Origin of the sequence: Bacteroides ilei (assembly GCF_900128495.1) — a bacterium.
Taxonomy (GTDB): Bacteria; Bacteroidota; Bacteroidia; order Bacteroidales; family Bacteroidaceae; genus Phocaeicola; species Phocaeicola ilei.
In genome coordinates this window covers 3,733,038-3,755,967 of sequence record NZ_LT635801.1, presented here as the reverse complement: position 1 = coordinate 3,755,967, position 22,930 = coordinate 3,733,038, and the positions used below count along the sequence as shown (strand labels likewise).

Here is a 22,930-nt window from a genome sequence, read left to right as displayed (position 1 = left end):
TTTCTATTTTTAAGGTTAAATTTCTACTTGTAACACATAGACCAAGGTCGGCTGGCTGCCAGCCACCACCTTTTCACCATCCCCCTGCCAGGAAGTCTGGACAAACAGATGAAGCTGTCTTTTCCGTTTCCATAGCTCCGTATCCAGACTCGGCTCCCAGGCTCCTACCGGGAAAACAGTCAGGTCTTTCACCTGCCAGATTCCCTTTTCCAGATTATCGGTATAAGCCATCGAAACCTTGCTTTCCCTTTCCGCGTCACGGAAAATGAAATATGCCTTGTCTTTATCCACGACAATACGCGGACGGGCTACCGGAATCATTTTCGTACCTCCCCCCTTCAGTGAAAACCCGAGTTTACGGTCCATGATGCGCCGTACATTCCACCGGTCGCCGTCATTCCATACCAGGCGGTATTGAGGGACATCACTTCCAGCATCACGCCAATAGGTCACGATATACGGATGCCCCTCTGCATCCGTACTCATACTGGTCTGGTTTATCAGTTCACTGTTCTGTGGAATACGGCAGGCGTATTCTGCATTATCCTTTCTGACAGGCAGATCATACCTCTCGCCGGTCGACTTGTACCAGGTCTCACCTCCGTCGGGCGAGCAGGCATAACACAGATCATGGTTCGTCTCCACCATCCAGGTTTCACGCCACACCCAGGAAAGATGGATTACCCCTGCTTCATCCACGTACAGTTGCCAATAGGCATTGCGTTGTCCTTCACCATCAATTAGAATATCCTGTACACGCCTCCACCGGTGCTTTGCGATATCATACCGGTTCATCACCAAGTTCCCCCGGCCCGAAATACCCGAACGGTAAACAAATATCAGACCACCGTCGGGCATCCTGTAAAATTCCGGATAAGTCACATCATGCTCGTCTTTTCCAGTCATCGGTTCCTTATCGCCCAGTTCCAGAGAACCGGGAGCCAGACTACGGCAATAATTCAACCGGCTTCCGTGATGGTCGAAAGCCACATGGATATATCCCTCTCCGTCGACAGCCATACTGATTACATTATGGGCATCGGCAACATTCCCCTTGTACCGGGAACGCTGCAAAGTCCAGACGGTACCACCCAGACATCTTTTACCCATAACCAGATAACCGTCGGGATCATAATAGGAAATATACTGTATATTACCATCGGTAACCAAGGAACTGTTCCTGAACACAGCTGTATTGACCGAAGTAGCGCTATATCCATAACCCACTTCAACCAATTGCCCCCAAGCCAGGCTATACCAGCCGCAAAAGACCAGAACAAGAAATAAATGACAGAAAAAAAGATGCTTCATAACAAAGGTAACAAAGGAATACAAAACAGAAACACCCTTATCCGTACCGGCCAAGGAACGGATAAGGGCATTTCCTCCAGATTAAAGATATTCGGGCAGACGGCTCAATTTCATGCTGTTGGAACCTTTTATCAGGATATAGAACCCCTCGGGTCGATGAGCCTCCACTTCTTTGATGACAGCCTCGACATCACCGAAATGTTCATAATGTGTAGTGGCCGCACCGAATTCAGGTCCTACCAGAAGTACCCGGTCGAACTTACATTCATCCAGAAAATCCACTATTTTCTGATGCTCGGCACAACTTCCCGGCCCCAGCTCTTTCATATCACCCAACACAACCATTTTAGGTGAAGCCTCTATCTGCCGGAAATTCTGCAAAGCCGCCATCATGCTGGTAGGGTTCGCATTATAGGCATCGACAATCAATTTGTTATAGGCAGTCTCCACCAGCTGGGAACGGTTGTTCTGCGGAACGTAACCCTCCAAAGCGTGGCATACATGGGCTGCATCCACCCCGAAATAAGTGCCTATAGCAGCTGCGGCCAAGGCATTATCCAAATTATAGGAACCTATCAGATGTGTCTGCACCTGGTGAGTCTGTCCGGCAGACGTCCATTCGAATGCAAGGAAAGGAGAGCAGGAAACCATTCTGCCGCTCACAAACAAGCCCTCGGTCTGTCCGTAACGTACACAGTTCAAGTCATGGGCGATTCCGTTCAGATAAGGATTCTCATTCTGGATAAATATAGTGGAATTTCCTTTTTCCCTCAGGAAATCATAAAGTTCTCCTTTCGTCCGGATCACACCTTCGAAAGAACCGAATCCCTGCAGATGTGCCTTACCTACATTGGTAATGATGCCATAATCCGGTTCAGCTATATGCACCAACGTCTTGATTTCACCGGGATGGTTGGCCCCCATCTCGATCACAGCCATATCATGCTTGTCGGTCAGACGCAGCAAGGTCAACGGTACACCGATATGGTTGTTGAAATTTCCCTGTGTATAAAGCACATTATACTTCTCTTTCAATACTGCGGATATCAATTCCTTGGTGGTTGTCTTACCGTTTGTTCCCGTAATCCCGATAATACGGGTTCCAAGACGGCGGCGATGGTAATTCGCCAGCTGCTGCAAGGTCTTCAGACAGTCGTCCACCAGAAAAATGTTATCTCCGGCATATTCCTTTTCATCCACCACGGCATAACGGCATCCCTGTTCCAACGCCTGTGCCGCAAAAGTATTGCCGTTGAAAGTTTCTCCCTTCAACGCAATGAACATGGATCCTTCCGGACAATTGCGGCTGTCGGTCGTTACGACTCCACATTCCAGAAAGCGTTTATATAACTCATCTATTCCCATTTTCAAGTTTTTTTATACCATGCACAAAGATAAATTAAAAATACGTTCAAGTAACGGTAAAAAACAAATTATTGTATGTACATTTGCAACACCAAGAGGAACTTTGCGAACATGGAGACAACAGTCACGAAACTTATCAATGTAAACGGACAGCTGATGGATCTGGCCTATCCACGGGTTATGGGTATCCTGAATGTGACCCCCGACTCTTTCTATGCAGACAGCCGGAAACAGACTGAAACAGAAATAATCCGACGCGTCCGCGAAATTCTGGAAGAAGGAGGAAGCATCATCGATCTGGGAGCCTATTCTTCACGACCGAATGCCGGACACATCACTCCGGAAGAGGAAATGTCACGCCTGCGTAATGCACTGAACATCATCCGGCGTGAATATCCCGATGCAGTCCTTTCCATTGACACCTTCCGTGCCGACATAGCCCGCATGTGCGTGGAAGAATATGGAGCGGCCATTATCAATGACATCTCAGCCGGCAATATGGACAAGCAGATGTTTTCTACCGTTGCCCGTCTGGGCATACCTTATGTCATCATGCATATGCAGGGTACTCCCCAAGACATGCAGCAAAATCCCCATTACAGCAATATCCTGAAAGAAGTGCTCTATTACTTTTCCGAAAAAGTCCAGCAACTTAAAGAACTGGGAGTAAAGGACATCATCATCGACCCGGGCTTCGGATTCGGAAAGACACTGGAGCATAATTATGCATTGCTGGACCAGCTGGAGGAATTTTCGGTTTTCGGCCTTCCGTTACTGGTAGGTGTTTCACGGAAATCCATGATATACCGTCTGCTGGGAGGCGGTCCGGAAGATGCCCTGAACGGAACAAGCATAATCAATACCGTCGCCCTTATGAAAGGAGCCGATATCCTGAGAGTGCACGATGTAAAAGCCGCAACCGAAGCCATAAAGATCATAGCAACCATGAAAGGATTGAAACAAAACGATTAAGCCATGCCCTTTGATATCTCCATATTGACCATAAAAGACATTATTGACATCCTGCTGGTAGCGTATCTGCTCTACAAGACCTATAAGCTGATGAAATCATCGGGATCCATCAACGTATTTACCGGAATACTGATTTTCATTGTCATCTGGGTAATTGTTTCACAGGTCCTCCAGATGCGGCTACTGGGCTCCATCTTCGACAAACTGGTCAGCGTAGGAGTCATTGCGCTGATTATCCTTTTCCAGGACGAAATCCGTCATTTCCTGCTCACCTTGGGATCAAGACACCGCAGCAACAGCCTCTTCAGATTTCTGAAAGGGAACCGGAAAGAAGGGAACCAGAAAGAAGAGATCATGCCGATAGTCATGGCTTGCCTGAACATGAGCAAAGGGAAAGTAGGAGCCTTGATCGTAATCGAGAAATCATTCCCGCTGGACGACATCGCCCGGACAGGCGATATCATCGACGCCAATATCAACCAGCGTCTTATCGAAAACATATTTTTCAAGAACAGCCCGTTGCACGACGGCGCCATGATTATCAGCAACAAACGGATCAAGGCTGCCGGCTGCATCCTGCCGGTATCACATAACCTGAACATCCCCAAAGAACTGGGATTGCGCCACCGCGCGGCACTGGGTATTTCACAGGAGACGGACGCCCTGTCCATCATCGTATCCGAAGAGACCGGAGGCATATCCATAGCATATCAGGGAGAATTCTACCTACGGTTGAGCGCCGAAGAACTGGAACGTATGCTGACCAACGAACCGGAACCGAAAGAAACGGCCTGACTGAATCAGTCCAACATCAGACTCATGTAAGGATGCAGCCTTTCCATGACCCAGGCGGTCACCTCATGAATATTCATCCGGATATAAGAAACACCTTCCCGGAATCTATGGAACAGCTCTCCTCCATGCAACGAATAATACCCGTTATTTTCAGGAATGGCACCATCGCCTTCCACCTGTATGTCAATATCAAGTTCCCGCCTGTATTGTGATGCAGCCAACAGACGCAAACATCCTGCCACATCAACAAGACGTGCCATACCCAATTCTTCGGAAGCATTGCAGGAAGGCACGATACATTCGGCTTGATGAAGCCCCTGAAGATGAAGGATGTACATCAATACATCAGATGCATCCAAGCCGTCGGACAGAAGCATTTCCTTTACCGACAGAATTTCTCCCTTGGGAACACAAAAGAACATGCCGACAAGCTTGCCGCACTTACGTGCCACCCACAAGGAACCGCCACTCAACTGCAAATCGGCAAGAACAAGGTTCAGATCGTCCCTGTCATGCTGTACACAACAAGAACGGCGAGACATCTGTTCACTAAAAAAGGAAAAGAGAGAATTACCCACAGGAGTTGACAGATCTATATTCCTGATAGCCAAATCATTATGAAAGTTATCAACAGGCTGTTTACAACTGTTGATAACTTTCAGAGCATAGCGGAAACAGACGGCATAACCAGATAATGCATAATAATTTTTCAGCCACTCTTCGGCCGGAATCAAGGTAGCCATAAGGACTCCATCTTCATACATAGCCCTATGTGTCCGGGCCAACAGGTCCCTCATCAACCCGTGCCCTCTGTAACCGGGAAGTGTACAGGCTCCGGAAATATACGACATCGGTACCGTTTCTCCACAGAAGGTCATCGGATAAGGAATAGCCTGCAGGGCAGAAACCACCATTCCGTCCTTTTCTATCACCTGATTTATCTCTTCCCGATAGCGTCTGCTGAAATAAAGATCCACAAACCTGTCATCATCATCAAAGCAGGTTTTCCACAACCGGCGTGTCTGTTCCTTTATATTCATCGTAATTCAACTATATGTTTTTCAAGTATGGTTTCCGGCTGATAAGACAGTTTGGCCTTTCGCAAGCCTTCCAATCCCAAGTCTTCTTCGCGGTTTACATATATATATTGTTCAGGAATATGATTGGCAAACTCATAATTGATCATGGTGTATGAACCTTCAATATCCGTATCGGCCTTTTCCACACAAGTATCAAACGTCTCATCATTGATGGGGGCCCCGAAAGTAAATGCGGCAATCCTGCCGTTCACGTGCAGTACACCTCCCGTCAGTCCAAGTTCCTCCATATGACTCAACGCTACCGTCATGAAACGGCGTTCATCCTGCAAAGCCTCGTTTTCGGCACAGTCATTGGCCCTGCACCACAAAGACTCCAACCTCAGACATTCCGGTATCAGATCCGGAGTCAGCGGCTTATATTCATAATCCGGATAGGAGGTTTTAAATTTATTGATATGGTTCCGTTTAGGCTGGAATTTTTTGCCATGCAGCATAGCCAGATCCGAACGCAGATAAACATAATCGGAATAATCACGGTCGGAAGTGAAAGTAAAACGTCCCGGAAAAGCCTCTTCCAGTTCAGCGCACAAGTCTGTACACACACCCAACAGACGGAAAGGTACACCATCCTGTCTTGCATCTTCTATCAATGCCTCAATAACCGGAGCCACATTACCCGTTCCTACCGGCATCATGTAAGCCCGCTCGTCCTCTACGTAAAAACGGAACAACAAGAAACCGTCCAGTTCGGCAATCTCCGTGCGATAAAGGAAACGCCATCCGTACAGGTTGGCAAACGAAAGATCACAATTACGGCGCTTACCATGCATTGTGTATCTCTGTACCCTATCCTTATCCTCTAAATCTATAGGTTGAAAATCGATCATAACAATTTATGCTTTAATGAAAAAGCGGACTATATTCACCCGAACATCATCGGCGCACCTGTCCATGATTCCGGGCGGATATACCCCGCCTCTTTAAATTATCGGAATTGCAAAGTTAATATAATCCCAGCAAATGTAAAATAGTCGGTGTCAGCAAGGCGGTAAGAATACCGTTCAATGTCAGTCCCAGGCTCGCATAGGCACCGTATTTACCGCTGACTTCCATCGCCCTTGAAGTTCCTACCGCATGGGAAGCCGTACCCATAGACAATCCCTGTGCTATCGGGCTTCCTACACGTCCGACCTGCAGGACCTTGAACCCACAGATTGCTCCGAACAATCCTACCACAATCACCACTGCCGCCGTCAATGACGGAATACCTCCCACAGCATTCGACACTTCCATGGCAATCGGGGTTGTCACTGATTTCGGAGCCAAAGACATTACTACTTCGGGAGAAGCCCCCAAAAGTTTGGCTATAATCGTAACCGATACCAATCCTACGATACATCCCGCCAACTGGGAGACAATGATAGGCATCAGCTGCTTCTTTATCATACGCAACTGCAGATACAAAGGTACCCCCAACGCAACGACAGCCGGTTTCAGCCAAAATTCCACGAGCGAACCGGCTTCATGATATTTCTCGTACGAAATACCCGTACATTTCAAAAAACAGATCAGCAAAGCGATCGCTATCAGAATCGGGTTAAGAATCACCCATCCCGTCTTTTTCTGTAACAGCTTGGAGAAGAAAAAGAAGCCAAACGTAATGGCCAGTAAAAAGAACTCATTTTCTAAATAATCCATACTTCCGCACTAATTGATGAACCCATCCCGTTACTACTAATACCAGCACCGTACTGACAAACGTCGCAATGACGATAGGCCAGAACTGTGCCGTAATGATATCAAAATAAAGCATCAAGGCTACCCCCGACGGCACGAAGAAAAAGCCCAGATTTGCAACCAAGAAGTCGGACAAGCCCTGCACCCAGTGCAGCTTGACCCAACCCAATTTGAGAAACAGGGTGAGAAGAAGCATTCCAATAATGCTTGAAGGAAGTTTGATTCCCGTCAGATAAACAATCAATTCACCCAAAGCCAAACATCCGAAAAGGATGGAACATTGACGTATCATACCTTAAAAAACTAATATTAAAAACCGTCGCAAAGTTACATATCTGACAAGCAACGTGACCACTGTGATATCCTATTTTATCAATGATGTTGTCAAACATATAAATTTTGTATACTTTATCCGAAAAAAATCCTGCTTTTGCAAACCATATATTACAAAAATGAGTATTTTTGCAGTGCGGATAAGCAGTTCTGTTATCGTACACGATGAGGTAAAAGAGATACAACATATTTAATATATAAATCATGGATTTAATTAGTCAAATCGTTGAACGCGCTAAAGCTAACAAACAGCGCATCGTACTTCCGGAAGGAACTGAAGAACGTACATTGAAAGCTGCCAATCAGATATTGACAGACGGAGTAGCAGACTTGATTCTGTTGGGTAATCCTGATGAAATCAACGGACTTGCTAAAGAATGGGGCTTGGGAAACATCCATAAAGCTACTATCATTGATCCGGAAAATCATCCGAAAAAAGAAGAATATGCACAGCTGTTGTGCGAGCTTCGCAAGAAAAAAGGCATGACTATCGAAGAAGCACGCAAACTTGTTCTGGATCCTTTGTATTTAGGATGTCTGATCATCAAGTCGGGCGATGCTGACGGCCAGTTGGCCGGTGCCCGCAATACAACCGGTAACGTTTTGCGTCCGGCATTGCAAATCATCAAGACAGCTCCAGGTATCACTTGCGTTTCAGGTGCCATGCTGTTGCTGACTCATGCTCCTGAATGTGGCGATAACGGTGTATTGGTAATGGGCGACGTTGCCGTTACTCCGGTTCCTGATGCCGGTCAGTTGGCTCAAATCGCTGTTTGTACAGCCCGTACTGCTCAAGCTGTTGCCGGTTTGGATCCCCGCGTAGCCATGCTGAGTTTCTCAACCAAAGGTTCCGCCAAACACGAAGTGGTAGACAAGGTTGTGGAAGCATTGAAGCTGGCAAAAGAAATGGATCCGACTTTGAAGATTGACGGAGAACTGCAGGCCGATGCAGCATTGGTTCCAAAGGTAGGTGCAAGCAAGGCTCCAGGTTCTGAAATCGCAGGCAAAGCAAACGTACTGGTTGTTCCATGCCTAGAAGTTGGTAACATTTCCTATAAACTGGTAGAACGCTTGGGACATGCAACTGCCATCGGCCCTATCCTGCAAGGTATCGCCCGTCCGGTCAACGACTTGTCACGCGGTTGTTCTATCGACGATGTCTACAAGATGATCGCCATTACAGCTAATCAGGCTATTGCTGCCAAAGCCCAGTAAGCCAAGAACTTATTATAACAGTATGTCATTCAGGCAAAATTGCCTGGATGACTTCTGTTTTTATTCATCGACATTAAAACAATAAAACTTATATATGAAAATTCTAGTACTCAACTGCGGTAGCTCTTCAATCAAATATAAATTGTTCGAAATGACTACCAAAGAAGTCCTTGCACAGGGCGGAATCGAAAAGATAGGTCTGCCAGGCTCTTTCCTGAAACTGACCTTACCTAACGGCGAAAAAAAGATCATTGAAAAAGACGTTCCGGAGCACACAACCGGTGTACAGTTCATTTTCGACACACTGACAAATGCCGAATATGGAGCAGTAAAAGACTTGCATGAAATCAATGCCGTAGGTCACCGTGTCCTGCATGGAGGAACAAAATTCAGCGGTTCAGTATTGATCAACGATGCGGTCATCGCTGCAGTTGAAGAATGTTGCGACCTGGGTCCGCTACACAACCCGGCCAATCTGAAAGGTATCTATGCCGTACAGAAACTGTTGCCTGAAGTTCCTCAGGTAGCCGTATTCGATACAGCATTCCACCAGACCATGCCCGATTATGCATATCTGTATGCCATCCCTTACAAATATTTCGAAAAATACGGTATCCGTCGCTACGGTTTTCACGGAACATCTCACCGCTATGTATCAAAACGTGTCTGCGAATTCCTGAACATCCCTCAGGAAGGTTCACGCATCATTACCTGTCACATCGGCAACGGTGGCTCTATCGCAGCTGTAAAAGATGGAAAATGTATTGATACAACGATGGGACTCACCCCGCTTGAAGGCCTCATGATGGGAACTCGTAGCGGTGACATCGACGGCGGAGCAATCACTTACCTGATGAAGAAAGAAAACATGACACCGGATGAAATGTCAACATTACTGAACAAGAAGAGCGGTGTTCTGGGTATCTTCGAGAAATCAAGTGATATGCGTGAACTGGAAGATGCGGTTGCCAGAGGTGAAGAACGTGCTATCCTGACAGAAAAAATGTATTTCTACCGTATCACCAAATACATCGGAGCATATGCAGCAGCCATGGGAGGCGTTGATGTCATCCTCTTCACAGGCGGTGTAGGTGAAAACCAGGCTACAGCCCGCAGCGGAGTATGCAAGACCCTCGGCTTCCTGGGAGTCAAGATTGACGAAGAAAGAAACAAAGTCCGCGGCAAAGAAGCCATCATTTCTACAGACGATTCAAAGGTAAAAGTTGTAGTTATCCCAACCGATGAAGAATTGATGATTGCATCGGATACAATGGATATTGTAAGCGGCCTGAAAAAATAAGATATTTAATATAGATTAAAAAAAGAGGATATTCCTCGTAAGTTCACTATCTTTGAAACAAAAGAGAGAAAGGGACTTGCCGGGTCTATCCTCTTTTTATTATATATACAACTAAGCCCAAATCATTATGAAAAAGAAAATTGTAACATTCGGCGAGATTATGCTCCGCCTCAGCACTCCAGATAACCTCCGTCTGCAGCAAAGCCGAGAATTTATGGTCAATTACGGTGGCAGTGAAGCCAACGTAGCCATTTCCATTGCGAATTTCGGAGGTGAAGTCGATTACATAACACGCCTTCCCGACAATGCACTGGCCGAAACCTGCATTTCAGAACTCCGTTCACACAATATCAATACCAGCCATATCCTGATAGGAGGACGACGTCTGGGTACCTATTACATGGAGAAAGCCGCAGCTATGCGTAACTCAAAAGTAATATACGACCGTGAGTTTTCAGCCTTCTCGGAGTTGAAACCTGGAATGATTGACTGGAAAGAAATCTTTAAGGATGCCGCAATTTTCCACTGGTCGGGTATTGACGCAGCCCTGACCCCCGGATTGGCTGAAGTGTGTAAGGAGGCCATCCAGACAGCCAAAGATATGGGACTGATGGTTTCATACGATATCAATTACCGGAAAAACCTGTGGAACTATGGAAAGACTGCACAAGAGGTGTTACGTCCGCTAATGGCCTACAGTGACATCATGTTCGGCAGTGAAGGTGAATACAACCTGCTGATGGGATTGAAAGGGCCAGGCTTCAAGGCCACCAAAGCCAACGAACCATATGACGTCAAGGCATATGAAACATTCTGCAAAGAAATCAAGAAACAGGTTCCTGAATGTAAATACATCTATATTGCCTTACGTAATGTAATGAGCACAGAACATCACACATTCGCCGGAATCCTATATTCCAACGATACATTGAAATACAGCCGTGTTTTCGATATAGAAAATGTAATCGACTGCGTGGGTGTAGGTGACGCCTTCTGCGGCGCATTGCTTTATGCTCATCACGCCTATGACAACGACCAGAAACGTGTAGATTTCGCAACTGCAGCGGCCGTTCTGAAAAATACCATCGTAGGCGACAGCAACATGGTCAAGAAATCGGAAGTGGAAAGTCTGCTGGCACTGCACGAAGCCGGAGAACTTGCCCGATAAAGAAAAACGGTTGCAGGGCACTTTTCCATAACCACTGCAACCGTTCCATTATATCAGAATGTCAGGAATTTACCCGACAATCGTCTCACCTTCAATATACTGCTCAAGGAAGAGGTTCTCTCCGTCGAATACCACATATGAAAATTCCGTAATCCAATCTCCCAGAATCATCATTCGGGCATTACGGGTCAGCATCAAGTCAAGCATGATATGACGATGACCGAATATAAAATAATTGATATCCGGATGAGTCTTCAAATATTCCTTGGAGAACAAGACAAGCGGTTCCTTATCCTCACCCATATAATCCGGTTCCCGACCGTCTTCACGTTTCATACGGCTATGTTTGGCCCATTCCAGCCCCAGTTCCACACTCCAACGAGGATGTAGGGCAGAGAATAACGTCTGCAAGGTCTTACTGTGAAACACCGTGCGCAAGAATCTGAATTTACGGTCGTCATCTCCCAGTCCGTCGCCATGTGCCAGAAAAAACTCTTTCCCGTAAATTTCACACGTCAGTGGTTCCCGGTGGAGAATCACGCCACATTCCTTTTCCAGATAATCCCCACACCAGATATCATGGTTTCCGATGAAGAAATGTACTTCAACCCCCATATCGGTCAACTCGGAAAGTTTTCCCAGGAAACGCGTATATCCCTTAGGCACTACCAACTTGAATTCATACCAGAAATCAAACATATCACCTAACAGATAAACGGCAGAAGCCTTGTGCTTGATACTGTCCAGAAAATTCACGAGTCTACGTTCCTGAGTACGGCCATGTCTGATAGCACGTGAGCCTAAATGAGCGTCCGACAAAAAATATACATTCTTCATCCCTTCCATAATCAGATCTGTTTTATAAGAATCCCAATTCCAGTTTTGCTTCTTCCGTCATCATATCCTTATCCCATTCCGGTTCAAACACCAGATTGATCGTTGCGGAAGTCACTCCGTCAATCGATTCTATCTTCTGACGGACATCTTCCATAATAAAATCGGCCGCCGGACAATTGGGGGCTGTCAATGTCATGTCAATCACTACCTCACCATCATCCTGCAAGTCTATTTTATAAATCAGACCAAGATCATATACATTGACGGGAATTTCAGGGTCGTATACCGTTTTCAGCATATCGACAATTCTCTCTTCTATCCTCAACTTAGTTTCGTTATCCATAAATTCTCGTATTAATTCTTAGATATGCAAATGTAATAAAAAAATAGAATAACCGAAACTTCGTCAAATTCTTCCCTCATCGGAATAACTATAATACGTACCGTCGGTTATTATAATATGATCAAGCAGACGAATATTCATAACCTCACCGGCACGACGTAAGGCTTCGGTCAAACGATCATCATCTCTACTGGGAGAGACATTACCGGAAGGATGATTGTGACAAAGAATAACAGATACGGCACGTTTCAAAAGGGCTTCCCGAAGTATACAGCGGATATCGACCTGGGTAGAAGCCAGCCCTCCGATACTCACCTTCAGACGGTCGATAACCTTCGATGACTGGTTCAATAAAAGTATCCAACATTCTTCCACCGGCAGATCACACATCAGCGGATAAAACAACATGTAGATATCTTTCGAGCAACGTACACTCTTCCGCTCCAACGGTTCTTCTTCCATCCGGCGCTTACCTAGTTCGGCCGCTGCCAGAATAGTAACCGCCTTAGCCGTCCCGATTCCTTTAAAACGGCACAACTCTTCTATACATGCCTTTCCTAAGGATGAAAGGCTGTTCTGATACGCTCCCAATATTTTGCGCATCAATTCTACGGCCGATTCTCCGGAAGAACCGGACCCGATAAGTATGGCCAGCAATTCGGCATTACTTAACGTTGATGCCCCATATTGCATCATACGTTCCCGAGGACGGTCCTCCTCCGCCCATTGATTGATCGACAATTTTTCTGCCATGTCACTAACAAACCAGACGACCGGCAAAAATGCCGGATACTATTTATAAAAGTTTTTTTCAAAAGCCGAATAAGCTTCCTTACCCAACACACAGCGTTTCCACCATGCAGCAAGAAAACCACTTCCATAGCCTGTCAACTGTATAAACGCTGCAACGACAGAAAGTATACCGATTTTCACACTTTTATTCCGAACAGAAGAATCAGCAAATATTATAGCCGCAAAAGCAGCCAACAACAATAAGCTCCATATACAAATGAATGAACACAGAATAACCAGTACAACCCCCACCGTAAACATGGCAGGAAGCATATGTACCAATTTCAATGATTCCGGATATTTCTTATATAGATTGATACGCGCTATGCCAGAATTATGTACCTGCTTGAAAAATTTCTTCAGATCAGTACGACGCTTGTGCCATACCCACGCTTCCGGGAACAGACGGCAACGGTATCCACCCTTAAATATACGTATGCTGAAATCGATATCTTCCCCGAAACGCATCCGTGAAAAGCCTCCTAACGCCTTATAGACATCGGCCTTTACCCCCATATTGAAGCTTCGCGGATAAAACTTGTCCATTTTCTTTTTCCCGCCACGGATTCCTCCCGTAGTAAAGAATGAGGTCATAGCATAATTGATTGCCTTCTGGACAGGCGTAAACGAATCGTGTGCCCGGTCGGGACCACCAAAAGCATCGGCCGGCTCACGGCAAAGTTCCGCTTCAACTGCATCCAGATATCCTTCCGGTATCACACAATCGGAATCCAAAATCAACAGGTATTCTCCATTACTTCTTTCCGCGCCGTAATTACGGGTCTGCCCGGGCCCCGAATTCGGTTTATTGTAATAATGCACATCAAGCCTGTCCCGATATTTTTCTACAATATCTTTACAAGGCACCGAAGAGCCGTCCTCAACCACTATCACTTCAAAATCCTTGAAAGATTGGTTTGTCAGACTTTCCAACAGTTCATCCACTTCATCCGGACGATTATACACGGGAATTATCAGAGAATATCGCATACCTGTTCTTTATTTATACAGACAAATATAAATCTTCTTTTCTGATAAATCACCTTGCCCCAGAAATATTTTACCGGATAAAAGACATAAAAAAAGAAATGACGCAGAACCGGGACTGGAACATCCCGCTTCTGCGTCATTTATAATATACCGGACAAAAGCCGTCAAGTATAAATCAAGCCTTTACACGACCTACATATGAGCCGTCACGTGTATCCACTTCAATGATTTCATCCTGATTGATGAACAGAGGAACACGTACAGTAGCACCGGTTTCAACAGTTGCAGGTTTAGTTGCATTGGTAGCAGTATCACCTTTAAGTCCCGGTTCAGTATAAGTAACCTTCAGTTGGACCTTCACCGGCAATTCTGCAAACAAGATAGTTTCGGTAGAAGCGTCAGACACAACATCAACCACCATTTCTTCTTTCAAGAAATCAACACCTTCAATCAAATCACGGGCAATAGGAACCTGTTCGAAAGTTTCCTGGTTCATAAAGATATAGTCTTCACCTTCTTTATACAGGAACTGGTAAGGACGACGTTCTACACGTACATCTTCCAATTTTTCACCGATATTGAAACGACGTTCCAAAACATAACCGTCAACAACATCTTTCAGTTTGGTACGCATGAAAGTGTTTCCTTTACCAGGTTTTACATGCAGGAAGTCAATACAGAAATACAATTTGCCGTCCATACGGATAGCTGTTCCAATCTTAATGTCTTGAGCATTAATCATAACTAAATTCTTTATATTATATGTGATTATTAATTCGTCCTTCTGGAAATCCGACTGCAAAATTAATTGAAATCACGAAAAAACGCAAAAAGATTTGTCTAAAAATGACTTAGCTATTGGTTTATTTAAAAAAAGTCACTAATTTTGCAGCCCGAACGCAATGGAATAATAACATAATAAGTATATACGAAAATGAAAAGAACTTACCAACCCTCTAACAGAAAGAGAAGAAACAAACACGGTTTCCGCGAAAGAATGGCTACTGCAAACGGTCGCCGAGTATTGGCTGCACGTCGTGCCAAAGGTCGTAAAAAATTGACTATCTCTGACGAATACAACGGCGTGAAGGCATAATCCGTGCGTTGGAAATAAGAATTAAGAAAGCCGCAAAACATTGTTATGGCAGTGTTTTGCGGCTTTTCTTTTCTTGAACCTGTCCTTTAATGAATTATATCTGAAAAAATTGTATCTTTGCCGAAACTATATACATATATAATATGGTAACTTTTAAAGAATTCTTTTCATTCAAGAATAACCGCTTTTTCTGGCTGAACATCATCGGCATGATTGTTGCAGTCTTTGCCATTGTTATGGGTACCCTTTTCTGGCTTGACCGTTATACACATCACGGTGAATCCTATGTTGTACCCGACGTAAAAGACAAGACAGTCGCCCAAGCCGAAATATTATTGAAAGAACAACATATGCAGGGAATTGTGGTCGATTCAAGCTATGTCAAGAACATGCCTTTCGGAATTATTCTGGACCAGACTCCAGCCGGCGGAATGCGTGTAAAGGAAGGACGTACCATCTATCTTACCATAAATACCAACAGGGTTCCCTTGGTCAAGATACCAGACCTCATAGACAACAGCTCTGCACGTCAGGCTGAAGCCAAGCTTAGAGCCATGGATTTCCAGTTGACCGAACCAGAACTTGTCAGCGGAGAACAAGACTGGGTATACGGAATCAAATATAAAGGAAGAAGCCTGATGGCTGGCGACAAGGTTCCACACGAAGCATTGCTTACCTTATGTATCGGCAGTACGCAATTGAGAGACTCATTGAGTATGGACAGCCTTAACAACATGGATATTCTTCCGGAAGACGGGGATGACGAAAGCGCTCCCAAAGTAGATGATTCATGGTTTTAAGTCCTAAAAACGCTATTATTATCTTAGCAAATGACTGAAGATTATATTGACGACGAACTGGAGGACTCATTGGACGACATTGAGCCCGTAAACCAGACTCCAGAACTGTATGAACATTTCCGGGTTGTTGTCGACAAGGGACAGGCCCCTGTACGTATCGACAAATATCTGTTCGAACGTATTGTCAATGCTTCCCGGAACCGCATCCAGAACGCGGCCGATGCCGGCTTTGTAATGGCTAACGGCAAACCGGTCAAAAGCAGCTATAAAGTCAAACCGTCGGATGTTCTGACGGTTATGATGGACCGTCCACGCTACGAAAACGACATCATACCGGAAGACATACCGTTAGATATCGTATATGAAGACGATGACCTGATGGTTGTCAACAAACCGGCCGGACTTGTAGTACATCCGGGATGCGGGAACTATCACGGAACCTTGGTCAACGCCATTGCCTGGCATCTACGGAACGTCCCTACATACGATCCTAATGACCCACAAGTGGGACTGGTGCACCGTATCGACAAAGATACTTCAGGATTATTGGTCGTGGCCAAAACCCCGGATGCGAAAACCAGTCTGGGGCTACAATTCTATAACAAGACAACCAAACGGGAATACAACGCCCTGGTATGGGGAATCATTGATGAAGATGAAGGAACCATAACAGGTAATATAGGAAGGAATCCGAAAGACCGCATGCAGATGGCAGTTCTTTCCGACCCGACCCAAGGCAAACACGCCGTTACCCATTACCAGGTACTGGAACGACTGGGTTATGTCACATTAGTCAAATGTGTACTGGAAACCGGACGCACACACCAGATCCGGGTACATATGAAACATATCGGCCACGTACTGTTCAATGACGAACGATACGGTGGACATGAAATATTAAAAGGAACTCATTTTAGTAAATACAAACAATTTGTAAACAACTGTTTCGACATTTGTCCCCGACAGGCCCTTCATGCCAAAACCCTGGGTTTTGTACACCCCCGCACCGGTAAGGAGATGTTCTTTACCTCCGAACTTCCGGAAGACATGACCCGTCTGTTGGAAAAATGGAGAAATTATATCAGTAACAGAGAAGAATTATGAAACGTATCATTGCTATCGTAGCCGGAGGAGACTCTTCGGAACATGATGTTTCCATGCGCAGTGCAGAAGGAATCTATTCATTCATAGATAAAGACAAATACACATTATACATTGTAGAGCTGACCAGACAGAAATGGGAAGCCCTTCTGCCGGACGGAAGTCGTGCCCCGATAGATAAGAACGACTTCAGTTTCTGCCATAACAATCAGAAAGTGATACCGGATTTCGCCTATATCACCATCCACGGAACTCCCGGAGAAAACGGTATACTGCAAGGTTATTTTGAACTGATCGGTATCCCTTATTCAACCTGCGATGTCCTGATTTCGGCCATGACTTTCAGCAAATTCACTTTAAACCAGTATCTGAAAGGGTTCGGTGTACGAGTGGCAGAATCAATGCTTGTCAACAAACGTCACGGCATCTCTGATGAAGAAGTGATAGACAAAATCGGACTGCCTTGTTTCATCAAGCCTAATGCCAGCGGTTCCAGTTTCGGTGTAACCAAAGTCAAGACCAAGGAACAGATCCAGCCGGCCCTGGAAGCAGCCTTCAAGGAATCTTCCGATGTCATGATAGAAGCATTCATGAACGGAACCGAACTGGCCAACGGATGTTACAAGACCAAGAAAAAATCGGTCGTTTTCCCGATAACCGAAGTCGTCAGCAAAAACGAATTCTTCGACTACAATGCCAAATATAACGGCGAAGTAACCGAAATCACTCCAGCCCGCCTGACACCGGAACTTACCGCACGCGTACAGAAACTCACATCCGCCATCTATGATATATTAGGATGTAAAGGTATTGTACGTGTAGACTATATCATCACCGAAGGTGAAAAAATCAATATGCTCGAAATCAATACTACTCCGGGTATGACAGCCACCAGCTTCATCCCGCAGCAGGTCCGCGCGGCGGGGATTGATATAAAAGATGTGATGACAGACATTATTGAAGACCATTTCAATTGATAATTGCTAAATAATCGCTATATTTAGACTATCTAAATAAATAACATTACCATGAACATACCTGCCGAATTCAATGAAATCCGACCGTACACTCCCGAAGAGCTTCCACAAGTTGCCGACGAACTTTTAGCTGATCCTTCGTTTCAGGAAGTCATTTCCGTGGTCATGCCGGGTGTACCTATCGAAATGATCGCCGCCAAGTTCCGTAGCTGTAAAACAAATCTGGATGTACAGAAAGCCTTCTTCTATGAACTGCTGAAAGACATCATCAAGAAATACAGTGACGGATTCGACATGGATACAACCTCTTTGGCAGATAAACAGAAAAATTATACATTCATATCCAATCATCGGGATATCGTACTTGATTCCGGACTCTTGTCGGTAGGACTGCTTGACAACAATTTCCCAAATACCGTAGAGATTGCTATCGGAGACAACCTGCTGATATACCCTTGGATCAAAAAACTCGTACGCATCAACAAAGCATTCATCGTACAGAGAGCGCTGACCATGCGCCAGATGCTGGAATCCTCGTTACGCATGTCACGTTATATTCATTTTGCAATCAGTGAAAAGAAAGAAAACATCTGGATCGCCCAACGGGAAGGACGTGCCAAGGATTCAAATGACCGCACCCAGGAAAGTGTGCTGAAAATGCTGGCAATGGGAGGAGAAGGCGACACCATCGACCGTCTGAAGTCATTGAACATTGTGCCCACGGCATTATCGTACGAGTACGATCCATGCGACTTCCTCAAAGCAATGGAAATGCAGCAGAAACGGGATATCGAAGGCTTCAAGAAAAGCCAGGAGGATGATCTGAACAACATGAAGACTGGAATTTTCGGATATAAGGGAAGAGTACACTTCCAGACCGGCCCATGCATCAATGCAGAATTGGAATCGCTTAGAGGATTACCTAAAAGCGAAATCTTTGTCCATATTTCAGCCATCATCGACAAGCATATCCATAGCAATTACCGTCTTTATCCCGGGAACTACATTGCCTGCGACATGCTGGAAGGTACATCCCGGTTCACCGGTAAATATTCTGCAGAAGAAAAGATACGATTCGAAGCTTATCTGCAGAAAAAACTTGATCTTATCCAATTACCCGGCAAAGATGAATCGTTCCTGAAGAAATGCATTCTGACAATGTATGCAAATCCTGCTTTAAATTACTTGAAAGCAACCGAAGCATGAACAAACTGACCCTATACACAGCCATTCTTTGCATGTCCCTATGCGGGGCATGCAAAGAAAACGACTATGTATATCCGAGTGTACTCACGGAATTCATCAATGCACAGACAGACGGAAACGGAGTCTTGAGCCACCTGATAACCGACAATGGTAAAACATATGTAATACAGCCACGTGACGGATTGAGCGGTTTGTCAGCCGATACACTCTACCGGTCGGTCTCAATCTACGAACCACTGACAGACGGTACAGAAAATAACATGGTAAAACTGTACCAATGTCAATTCATTCTTGCCCCTACCCCTGTTCCCTCCTCCTCATTCAAGGACGGAATCAAGACTGATCCCGCCGACATAGAACGCATCTGGAGATCTGGAGAATATATCAATATGGTTCTGGATGTCAGGATAAAAGACAAGAAACATACCTATCACTTCATTGACGAAGGTATAGAAAAAGAGAAAGACTGCCAGGTTCTGAAAATACGCCTTTACCATGACAGTCAAGACGATTACGAAGCCTATACACATAAAGCTTATCTGTCTATCCCTTTGGAATCATACAGGGAGAAACTGAATAAAGGAGACAAAATCCGTTTCTACGTCAATACATACAGCCAAGGGGTTATCCAGAAAGAATTCGATTATTAACCGCAAGCCTAGAACTGATATGATAAAAAGTATCTATTTCATGTTTTTTGTATGCGCTGCACTTTTCGGACTTTTTGCATGCAGCGCCAAGTCACAAGACAAATTCAAGAACCTGTCGGCCGACGAATTCGAACGTCTCATTGAAGACGAGGACGTACAGCGTGTAGACGTACGTACAGTCGCCGAATATAGTCAGGGACATATACCTGGTAGTCTGAACATCAACGTACTGGATGATTCATTTTCAGCGGATGCCGACGAATTGCTCGACAAAGGAAAACCCGTAGCGGTGTATTGCAAAAGCGGACGTAGAAGCCGTAATGCAGCCCGTCTGCTGGTAAAGAAAGGATATAAAGTATATAATCTGGACAAAGGTTTCGACAACTGGAAAGAGAACGGAAAGGATATAGAATTATAATTGCCTGCCATCAAATAAAGACGGGGAAACAGATTGCCAATCACTATCCATCTGTTTCCCCGTCTGCTTTATAGGCCTTATAAACTCTTCTTAAACGCTATCCAAACATCATTTGTCCAGATCCTGCAACATCCGTTTCAATACTACAGTTGCCGAAATTTCACGGTTGGCCGCCTCCGGAATAACCAAAGAAGTAGGAGCTTCAATAACATCGTCTGTCACAATCATGTTACGCCGTACCGGCAGACAATGCATGAAAAAAGCATTGTCAGTTACAGCCATATGGGCAGTATCTACAGTCCAGCTCATGTCTTTACTCAGTATCTTCCCATAATCATCCGGATTTGTCACTCCCGGACAAGCCCAGTTTTTTGCATAAATGAAATCGGCTCCCTCAAAAGCCTTCATCTGATCATATTCCACTTTCGCTCCACGGACAAATTTCGGATCCAGTTCATATCCATGAGGGTGGGTTATGACAAAATCCACATCGGCTTCATTCATGAAATCTGCAAAGGAGTTAGGTACAGCCTGAGGTAAAGCACGTGGATGAGGAGCCCATGTCAATACAACCTTCGGACGTTCTTTTCTCTTATATTCTTCTATTGTAATCAAATCGGCAAATGCCTGTAACGGATGCCCTGTAGCTGCCTCCATAGAAAACACAGGTTTCCCGGAATACTTGATGAACTGGTTCAGAATCTTTTCCGTATAGTCATCTTCACGGCTTTCGAAACGGGCAAACGAACGGACACCGATGATATCACAATAAGAGGCCATAACCGGGATAGCCTCCAGCAGATGCTCACTCTTGTCGCCATCCATAACCACTCCACGCTCTGTCTCCAACTTCCATGCCCCCTGGTTCACATCAAGTACAATCACATCCATACCCAGATTACGTGCAGCTTTCTGGGTACTCAAACGGGTACGCAAACTGTTGTTAAAGAAAATAAGCAGACAAGTACGATGCTTGCCTAACGCTTCATATTTATAACGATCTTTTTTAATCTCAAAAGCCTCAGCCAAAGCTGTCTTCAAATCACCAAGATCAAATACATTCGTGTAAGTTTTCATAGGACAAACTGTATATTAATTTATTTTTCACGGCAAATATACTATAAAAATACAACAAGCCAATATTTTAACCGAAAAACTTTCAAAAGAGCAAAACGGAACAATACCAACTCGCTCAGGTTCCAGGTACCCGGGCAAATCACTTCCTTATCTGTCCGTTCCCTTCAATCAACCATTTATATGTTGTAATTTCACGCAACCCCATAGGCCCCCTAGCATGCAGTTTCTGAGTACTTATACCTATTTCCGCCCCCAGTCCGAACTGAGCACCGTCAGTGAACGAAGTCGGAGCATTGGTATATACACAAGCCGCATCGACTGCACGCGAAAAATAAGCGGCAGCCTCCTTGTTTTCCGTCACGATACACTCACTGTGCTTGGAACTATACGTATAAATATGCGATAAAGCTTCGTCTATATCTCGTACCGTCCGGACAGCCATCTTATAATCAAGGAACTCCGTACCATAACTGTCGGGCGTGGCATGACAAAGCAGTTCATCCGGGTAATGGCCTTCCAATACCTCATAAGCGGGCTCATCGGCATAAATCAATACCCGGCTATCCTTCAACGGCGCGCACAGACGGGGCAGATCATCCAGACGTCCGGAATGAACCAACAGGCAATCCAATGCATTGCAGACACTTACCCTACGGGTCTTTGCATTATTGATGATGGCCGCTCCCTTCTCTACATCACCCTCCAAATCAAAATAAGTATGGCAGATACCGGCACCTGTCTCTATCACAGGTATTGTAGCCTCTTTCCGCACATATTCAATCAACCGGCTGCTTCCACGGGGAATAACCAGATCTACCAATCCTTCGGCATGCAACAATCCGGTAGTGGCATCATGGCCAGGAGGCAATAGTTCTACGATATGGGGATCCATACCATAACGTTCCAACACTTCGTGGATAACCTTCACAATTGCCCTGTTAGACGCATCGGCATCACTCCCCCCCTTTAACACACAGGCACTTCCACTTTTTATACATAACGAAAAGACATCGAAACTGACATTCGGACGGGCTTCATAAATCACACCGATAACCCCGAAAGGGACACTTACCTTTTTCAATTTCAATCCGTTCGGGCGTACCCTTTCTTCCAGTATCCGTCCCAAAGGAGAAGGCAGAGCAGCAACATTCCGTGTATCCGAAGCAATACCCTCCAGACGTGCCGCCGTCAGTTTCAAGCGGTCGTACTTAGGATTTGCAGGATCCATCCGTTGCAAATCTTTAGCATTGGCAGCCAAAATTTCATCCGAATGTGCCACGGCAGCATCGGCTACGGCCACCAATACTTCATCAATAAGACTTTCATCCGCCAGTGCCAGTTTACGGGATGCCTGGCGTACAGCCTTTAAGGTTTCTATAATATCCATAATAAATTCATGTTACTGAC

General features: G+C 45.2%; 25 protein-coding genes. 12 read left to right on the top strand and 13 right to left on the bottom strand.

Annotation, left to right across the window (positions count from 1 at the left end):
- Positions 1-15 precede the first annotated feature (15 nt).
- Positions 16-1,311 (bottom strand): alpha-l-rhamnosidase, encoded by a 1,296-nt coding sequence (locus BQ7489_RS16270; protein ID WP_072532259.1) that lies wholly within the window; start codon positions 1,309-1,311, stop codon positions 16-18.
- An 81-nt stretch (positions 1,312-1,392) separates the two neighbouring features.
- Complete coding sequence (locus tag BQ7489_RS16265) at positions 1,393-2,676, bottom strand: UDP-N-acetylmuramoyl-tripeptide--D-alanyl-D-alanine ligase (RefSeq protein WP_072531909.1); 1,284 nt, start codon at positions 2,674-2,676, stop codon at positions 1,393-1,395.
- Positions 2,677-2,787: 111 nt separating this feature from the next.
- Between BQ7489_RS16265 and folP the strand changes: the two genes are divergently transcribed.
- Complete coding sequence (folP, locus tag BQ7489_RS16260) at positions 2,788-3,648, top strand: dihydropteroate synthase (RefSeq protein ID WP_072532258.1); 861 nt, start codon at positions 2,788-2,790, stop codon at positions 3,646-3,648.
- Between the two features lie 3 nt (positions 3,649-3,651).
- Entirely contained in the window at positions 3,652-4,443 is a 792-nt protein-coding gene (cdaA, locus tag BQ7489_RS16255) for a diadenylate cyclase CdaA (protein WP_072531908.1), read from the top strand.
- Between the two features lie 5 nt (positions 4,444-4,448).
- On the opposite strand, the gene BQ7489_RS16250 is transcribed toward cdaA, so the two are convergent.
- From BQ7489_RS16250 to BQ7489_RS16235, 4 genes are all read right to left on the bottom strand, one after another.
- A complete protein-coding gene (locus BQ7489_RS16250) occupies positions 4,449-5,483 on the bottom strand; it encodes a GNAT family N-acetyltransferase (RefSeq protein WP_072531907.1) in 1,035 nt (344 codons plus the stop codon).
- Positions 5,480-6,370, bottom strand: a complete 891-nt coding sequence (locus tag BQ7489_RS16245) for a DUF2156 domain-containing protein (protein ID WP_072531906.1) — start codon at positions 6,368-6,370, stop codon at positions 5,480-5,482. Before BQ7489_RS16245 ends, BQ7489_RS16250 begins: the two co-directional genes overlap by 4 nt.
- Positions 6,371-6,485: 115 nt before the next feature.
- Entirely contained in the window at positions 6,486-7,181 is a 696-nt protein-coding gene (locus BQ7489_RS16240) for an LrgB family protein (protein ID WP_072531905.1), read from the bottom strand.
- Entirely contained in the window at positions 7,162-7,512 is a 351-nt protein-coding gene (locus BQ7489_RS16235; RefSeq protein WP_072531904.1) for a CidA/LrgA family protein, read from the bottom strand. Before BQ7489_RS16235 ends, BQ7489_RS16240 begins: the two co-directional genes overlap by 20 nt.
- 245 nt (positions 7,513-7,757) lie before the next feature.
- Between BQ7489_RS16235 and pta the strand changes: the two genes are divergently transcribed.
- The 3 genes from pta to BQ7489_RS16220 all read left to right on the top strand — a co-directional run bounded on the left by pta (position 7,758) and on the right by BQ7489_RS16220 (position 11,236).
- Positions 7,758-8,768, top strand: a complete 1,011-nt coding sequence (gene pta, locus BQ7489_RS16230) for a phosphate acetyltransferase (protein WP_072531903.1) — start codon at positions 7,758-7,760, stop codon at positions 8,766-8,768.
- A 94-nt stretch (positions 8,769-8,862) separates the two neighbouring features.
- The gene (locus tag BQ7489_RS16225; protein ID WP_072531902.1) at positions 8,863-10,068 is read left to right on the top strand and encodes an acetate kinase; all 1,206 of its coding nucleotides are present in this window, start codon (positions 8,863-8,865) and stop codon (positions 10,066-10,068) included.
- Positions 10,069-10,195: 127 nt separating this feature from the next.
- Positions 10,196-11,236, top strand: a complete 1,041-nt coding sequence (locus BQ7489_RS16220; protein WP_072531901.1) for a sugar kinase — start codon at positions 10,196-10,198, stop codon at positions 11,234-11,236.
- A 69-nt stretch (positions 11,237-11,305) separates the two neighbouring features.
- Here BQ7489_RS16220 and BQ7489_RS16215 read toward each other — a convergent pair whose 3' ends face one another.
- The 5 genes from BQ7489_RS16215 to efp form a co-directional block, all read right to left on the bottom strand.
- Positions 11,306-12,073, bottom strand: coding sequence for a UDP-2,3-diacylglucosamine diphosphatase (locus BQ7489_RS16215; RefSeq protein ID WP_072532257.1), 768 nt, complete (start codon positions 12,071-12,073; stop codon positions 11,306-11,308).
- Positions 12,074-12,095: 22 nt separating this feature from the next.
- Positions 12,096-12,416, bottom strand: coding sequence for a metal-sulfur cluster assembly factor (locus tag BQ7489_RS16210; RefSeq protein WP_072531900.1), 321 nt, complete (start codon positions 12,414-12,416; stop codon positions 12,096-12,098).
- A 63-nt stretch (positions 12,417-12,479) separates the two neighbouring features.
- Positions 12,480-13,169: a RadC family protein gene (gene radC, locus BQ7489_RS16205; RefSeq protein WP_072532256.1), complete on the bottom strand. Its 690-nt coding sequence runs from the start codon at positions 13,167-13,169 to the stop codon at positions 12,480-12,482.
- Between the two features lie 39 nt (positions 13,170-13,208).
- Positions 13,209-14,198 (bottom strand): glycosyltransferase family 2 protein, encoded by a 990-nt coding sequence (locus BQ7489_RS16200; protein WP_072531899.1) that lies wholly within the window; start codon positions 14,196-14,198, stop codon positions 13,209-13,211.
- A 175-nt stretch (positions 14,199-14,373) separates the two neighbouring features.
- Entirely contained in the window at positions 14,374-14,940 is a 567-nt protein-coding gene (efp, locus tag BQ7489_RS16195; protein WP_072532255.1) for an elongation factor P, read from the bottom strand.
- 192 nt (positions 14,941-15,132) lie between these two features.
- Between efp and rpmH the strand changes: the two genes are divergently transcribed.
- The 7 genes from rpmH to BQ7489_RS16160 all read left to right on the top strand — a co-directional run bounded on the left by rpmH (position 15,133) and on the right by BQ7489_RS16160 (position 20,446).
- Entirely contained in the window at positions 15,133-15,294 is a 162-nt protein-coding gene (gene rpmH, locus BQ7489_RS16190) for a 50S ribosomal protein L34 (RefSeq protein WP_022232036.1), read from the top strand.
- 143 nt (positions 15,295-15,437) lie between these two features.
- Positions 15,438-16,094 (top strand): PASTA domain-containing protein, encoded by a 657-nt coding sequence (locus BQ7489_RS16185; RefSeq protein WP_072531898.1) that lies wholly within the window; start codon positions 15,438-15,440, stop codon positions 16,092-16,094.
- A gap of 30 nt (positions 16,095-16,124) precedes the next feature.
- A complete protein-coding gene (locus BQ7489_RS16180; RefSeq protein WP_072531897.1) occupies positions 16,125-17,198 on the top strand; it encodes an RluA family pseudouridine synthase in 1,074 nt (357 codons plus the stop codon).
- Positions 17,195-18,172 carry a D-alanine--D-alanine ligase gene (locus tag BQ7489_RS16175; RefSeq protein ID WP_072531896.1) on the top strand — a complete coding sequence of 326 codons (978 nt, stop codon included), beginning with the start codon at positions 17,195-17,197 and terminating at the stop codon, positions 18,170-18,172. Before BQ7489_RS16180 ends, BQ7489_RS16175 begins: the two co-directional genes overlap by 4 nt.
- A gap of 51 nt (positions 18,173-18,223) precedes the next feature.
- Positions 18,224-19,378 carry an acyltransferase gene (locus BQ7489_RS16170; RefSeq protein WP_072531895.1) on the top strand — a complete coding sequence of 385 codons (1,155 nt, stop codon included), beginning with the start codon at positions 18,224-18,226 and terminating at the stop codon, positions 19,376-19,378.
- Positions 19,375-20,028, top strand: a complete 654-nt coding sequence (locus BQ7489_RS16165) for a NigD1/NigD2 family lipoprotein (RefSeq protein WP_072531894.1) — start codon at positions 19,375-19,377, stop codon at positions 20,026-20,028. The genes BQ7489_RS16170 and BQ7489_RS16165 overlap by 4 nt, the downstream gene beginning before the upstream one ends.
- Positions 20,029-20,047: 19 nt before the next feature.
- The gene (locus tag BQ7489_RS16160) at positions 20,048-20,446 is read left to right on the top strand and encodes a rhodanese-like domain-containing protein (protein ID WP_072531893.1); all 399 of its coding nucleotides are present in this window, start codon (positions 20,048-20,050) and stop codon (positions 20,444-20,446) included.
- Between the two features lie 108 nt (positions 20,447-20,554).
- Here BQ7489_RS16160 and BQ7489_RS16155 read toward each other — a convergent pair whose 3' ends face one another.
- Together BQ7489_RS16155 and BQ7489_RS16150 are read right to left on the bottom strand one after the other, a co-directional pair.
- Positions 20,555-21,523, bottom strand: a complete 969-nt coding sequence (locus BQ7489_RS16155; protein WP_072531892.1) for a Rossmann-fold NAD(P)-binding domain-containing protein — start codon at positions 21,521-21,523, stop codon at positions 20,555-20,557.
- A gap of 139 nt (positions 21,524-21,662) precedes the next feature.
- Positions 21,663-22,910, bottom strand: a complete 1,248-nt coding sequence (locus BQ7489_RS16150) for a glutamate-5-semialdehyde dehydrogenase (protein ID WP_072531891.1) — start codon at positions 22,908-22,910, stop codon at positions 21,663-21,665.
- Positions 22,911-22,930 lie beyond the last annotated feature (20 nt).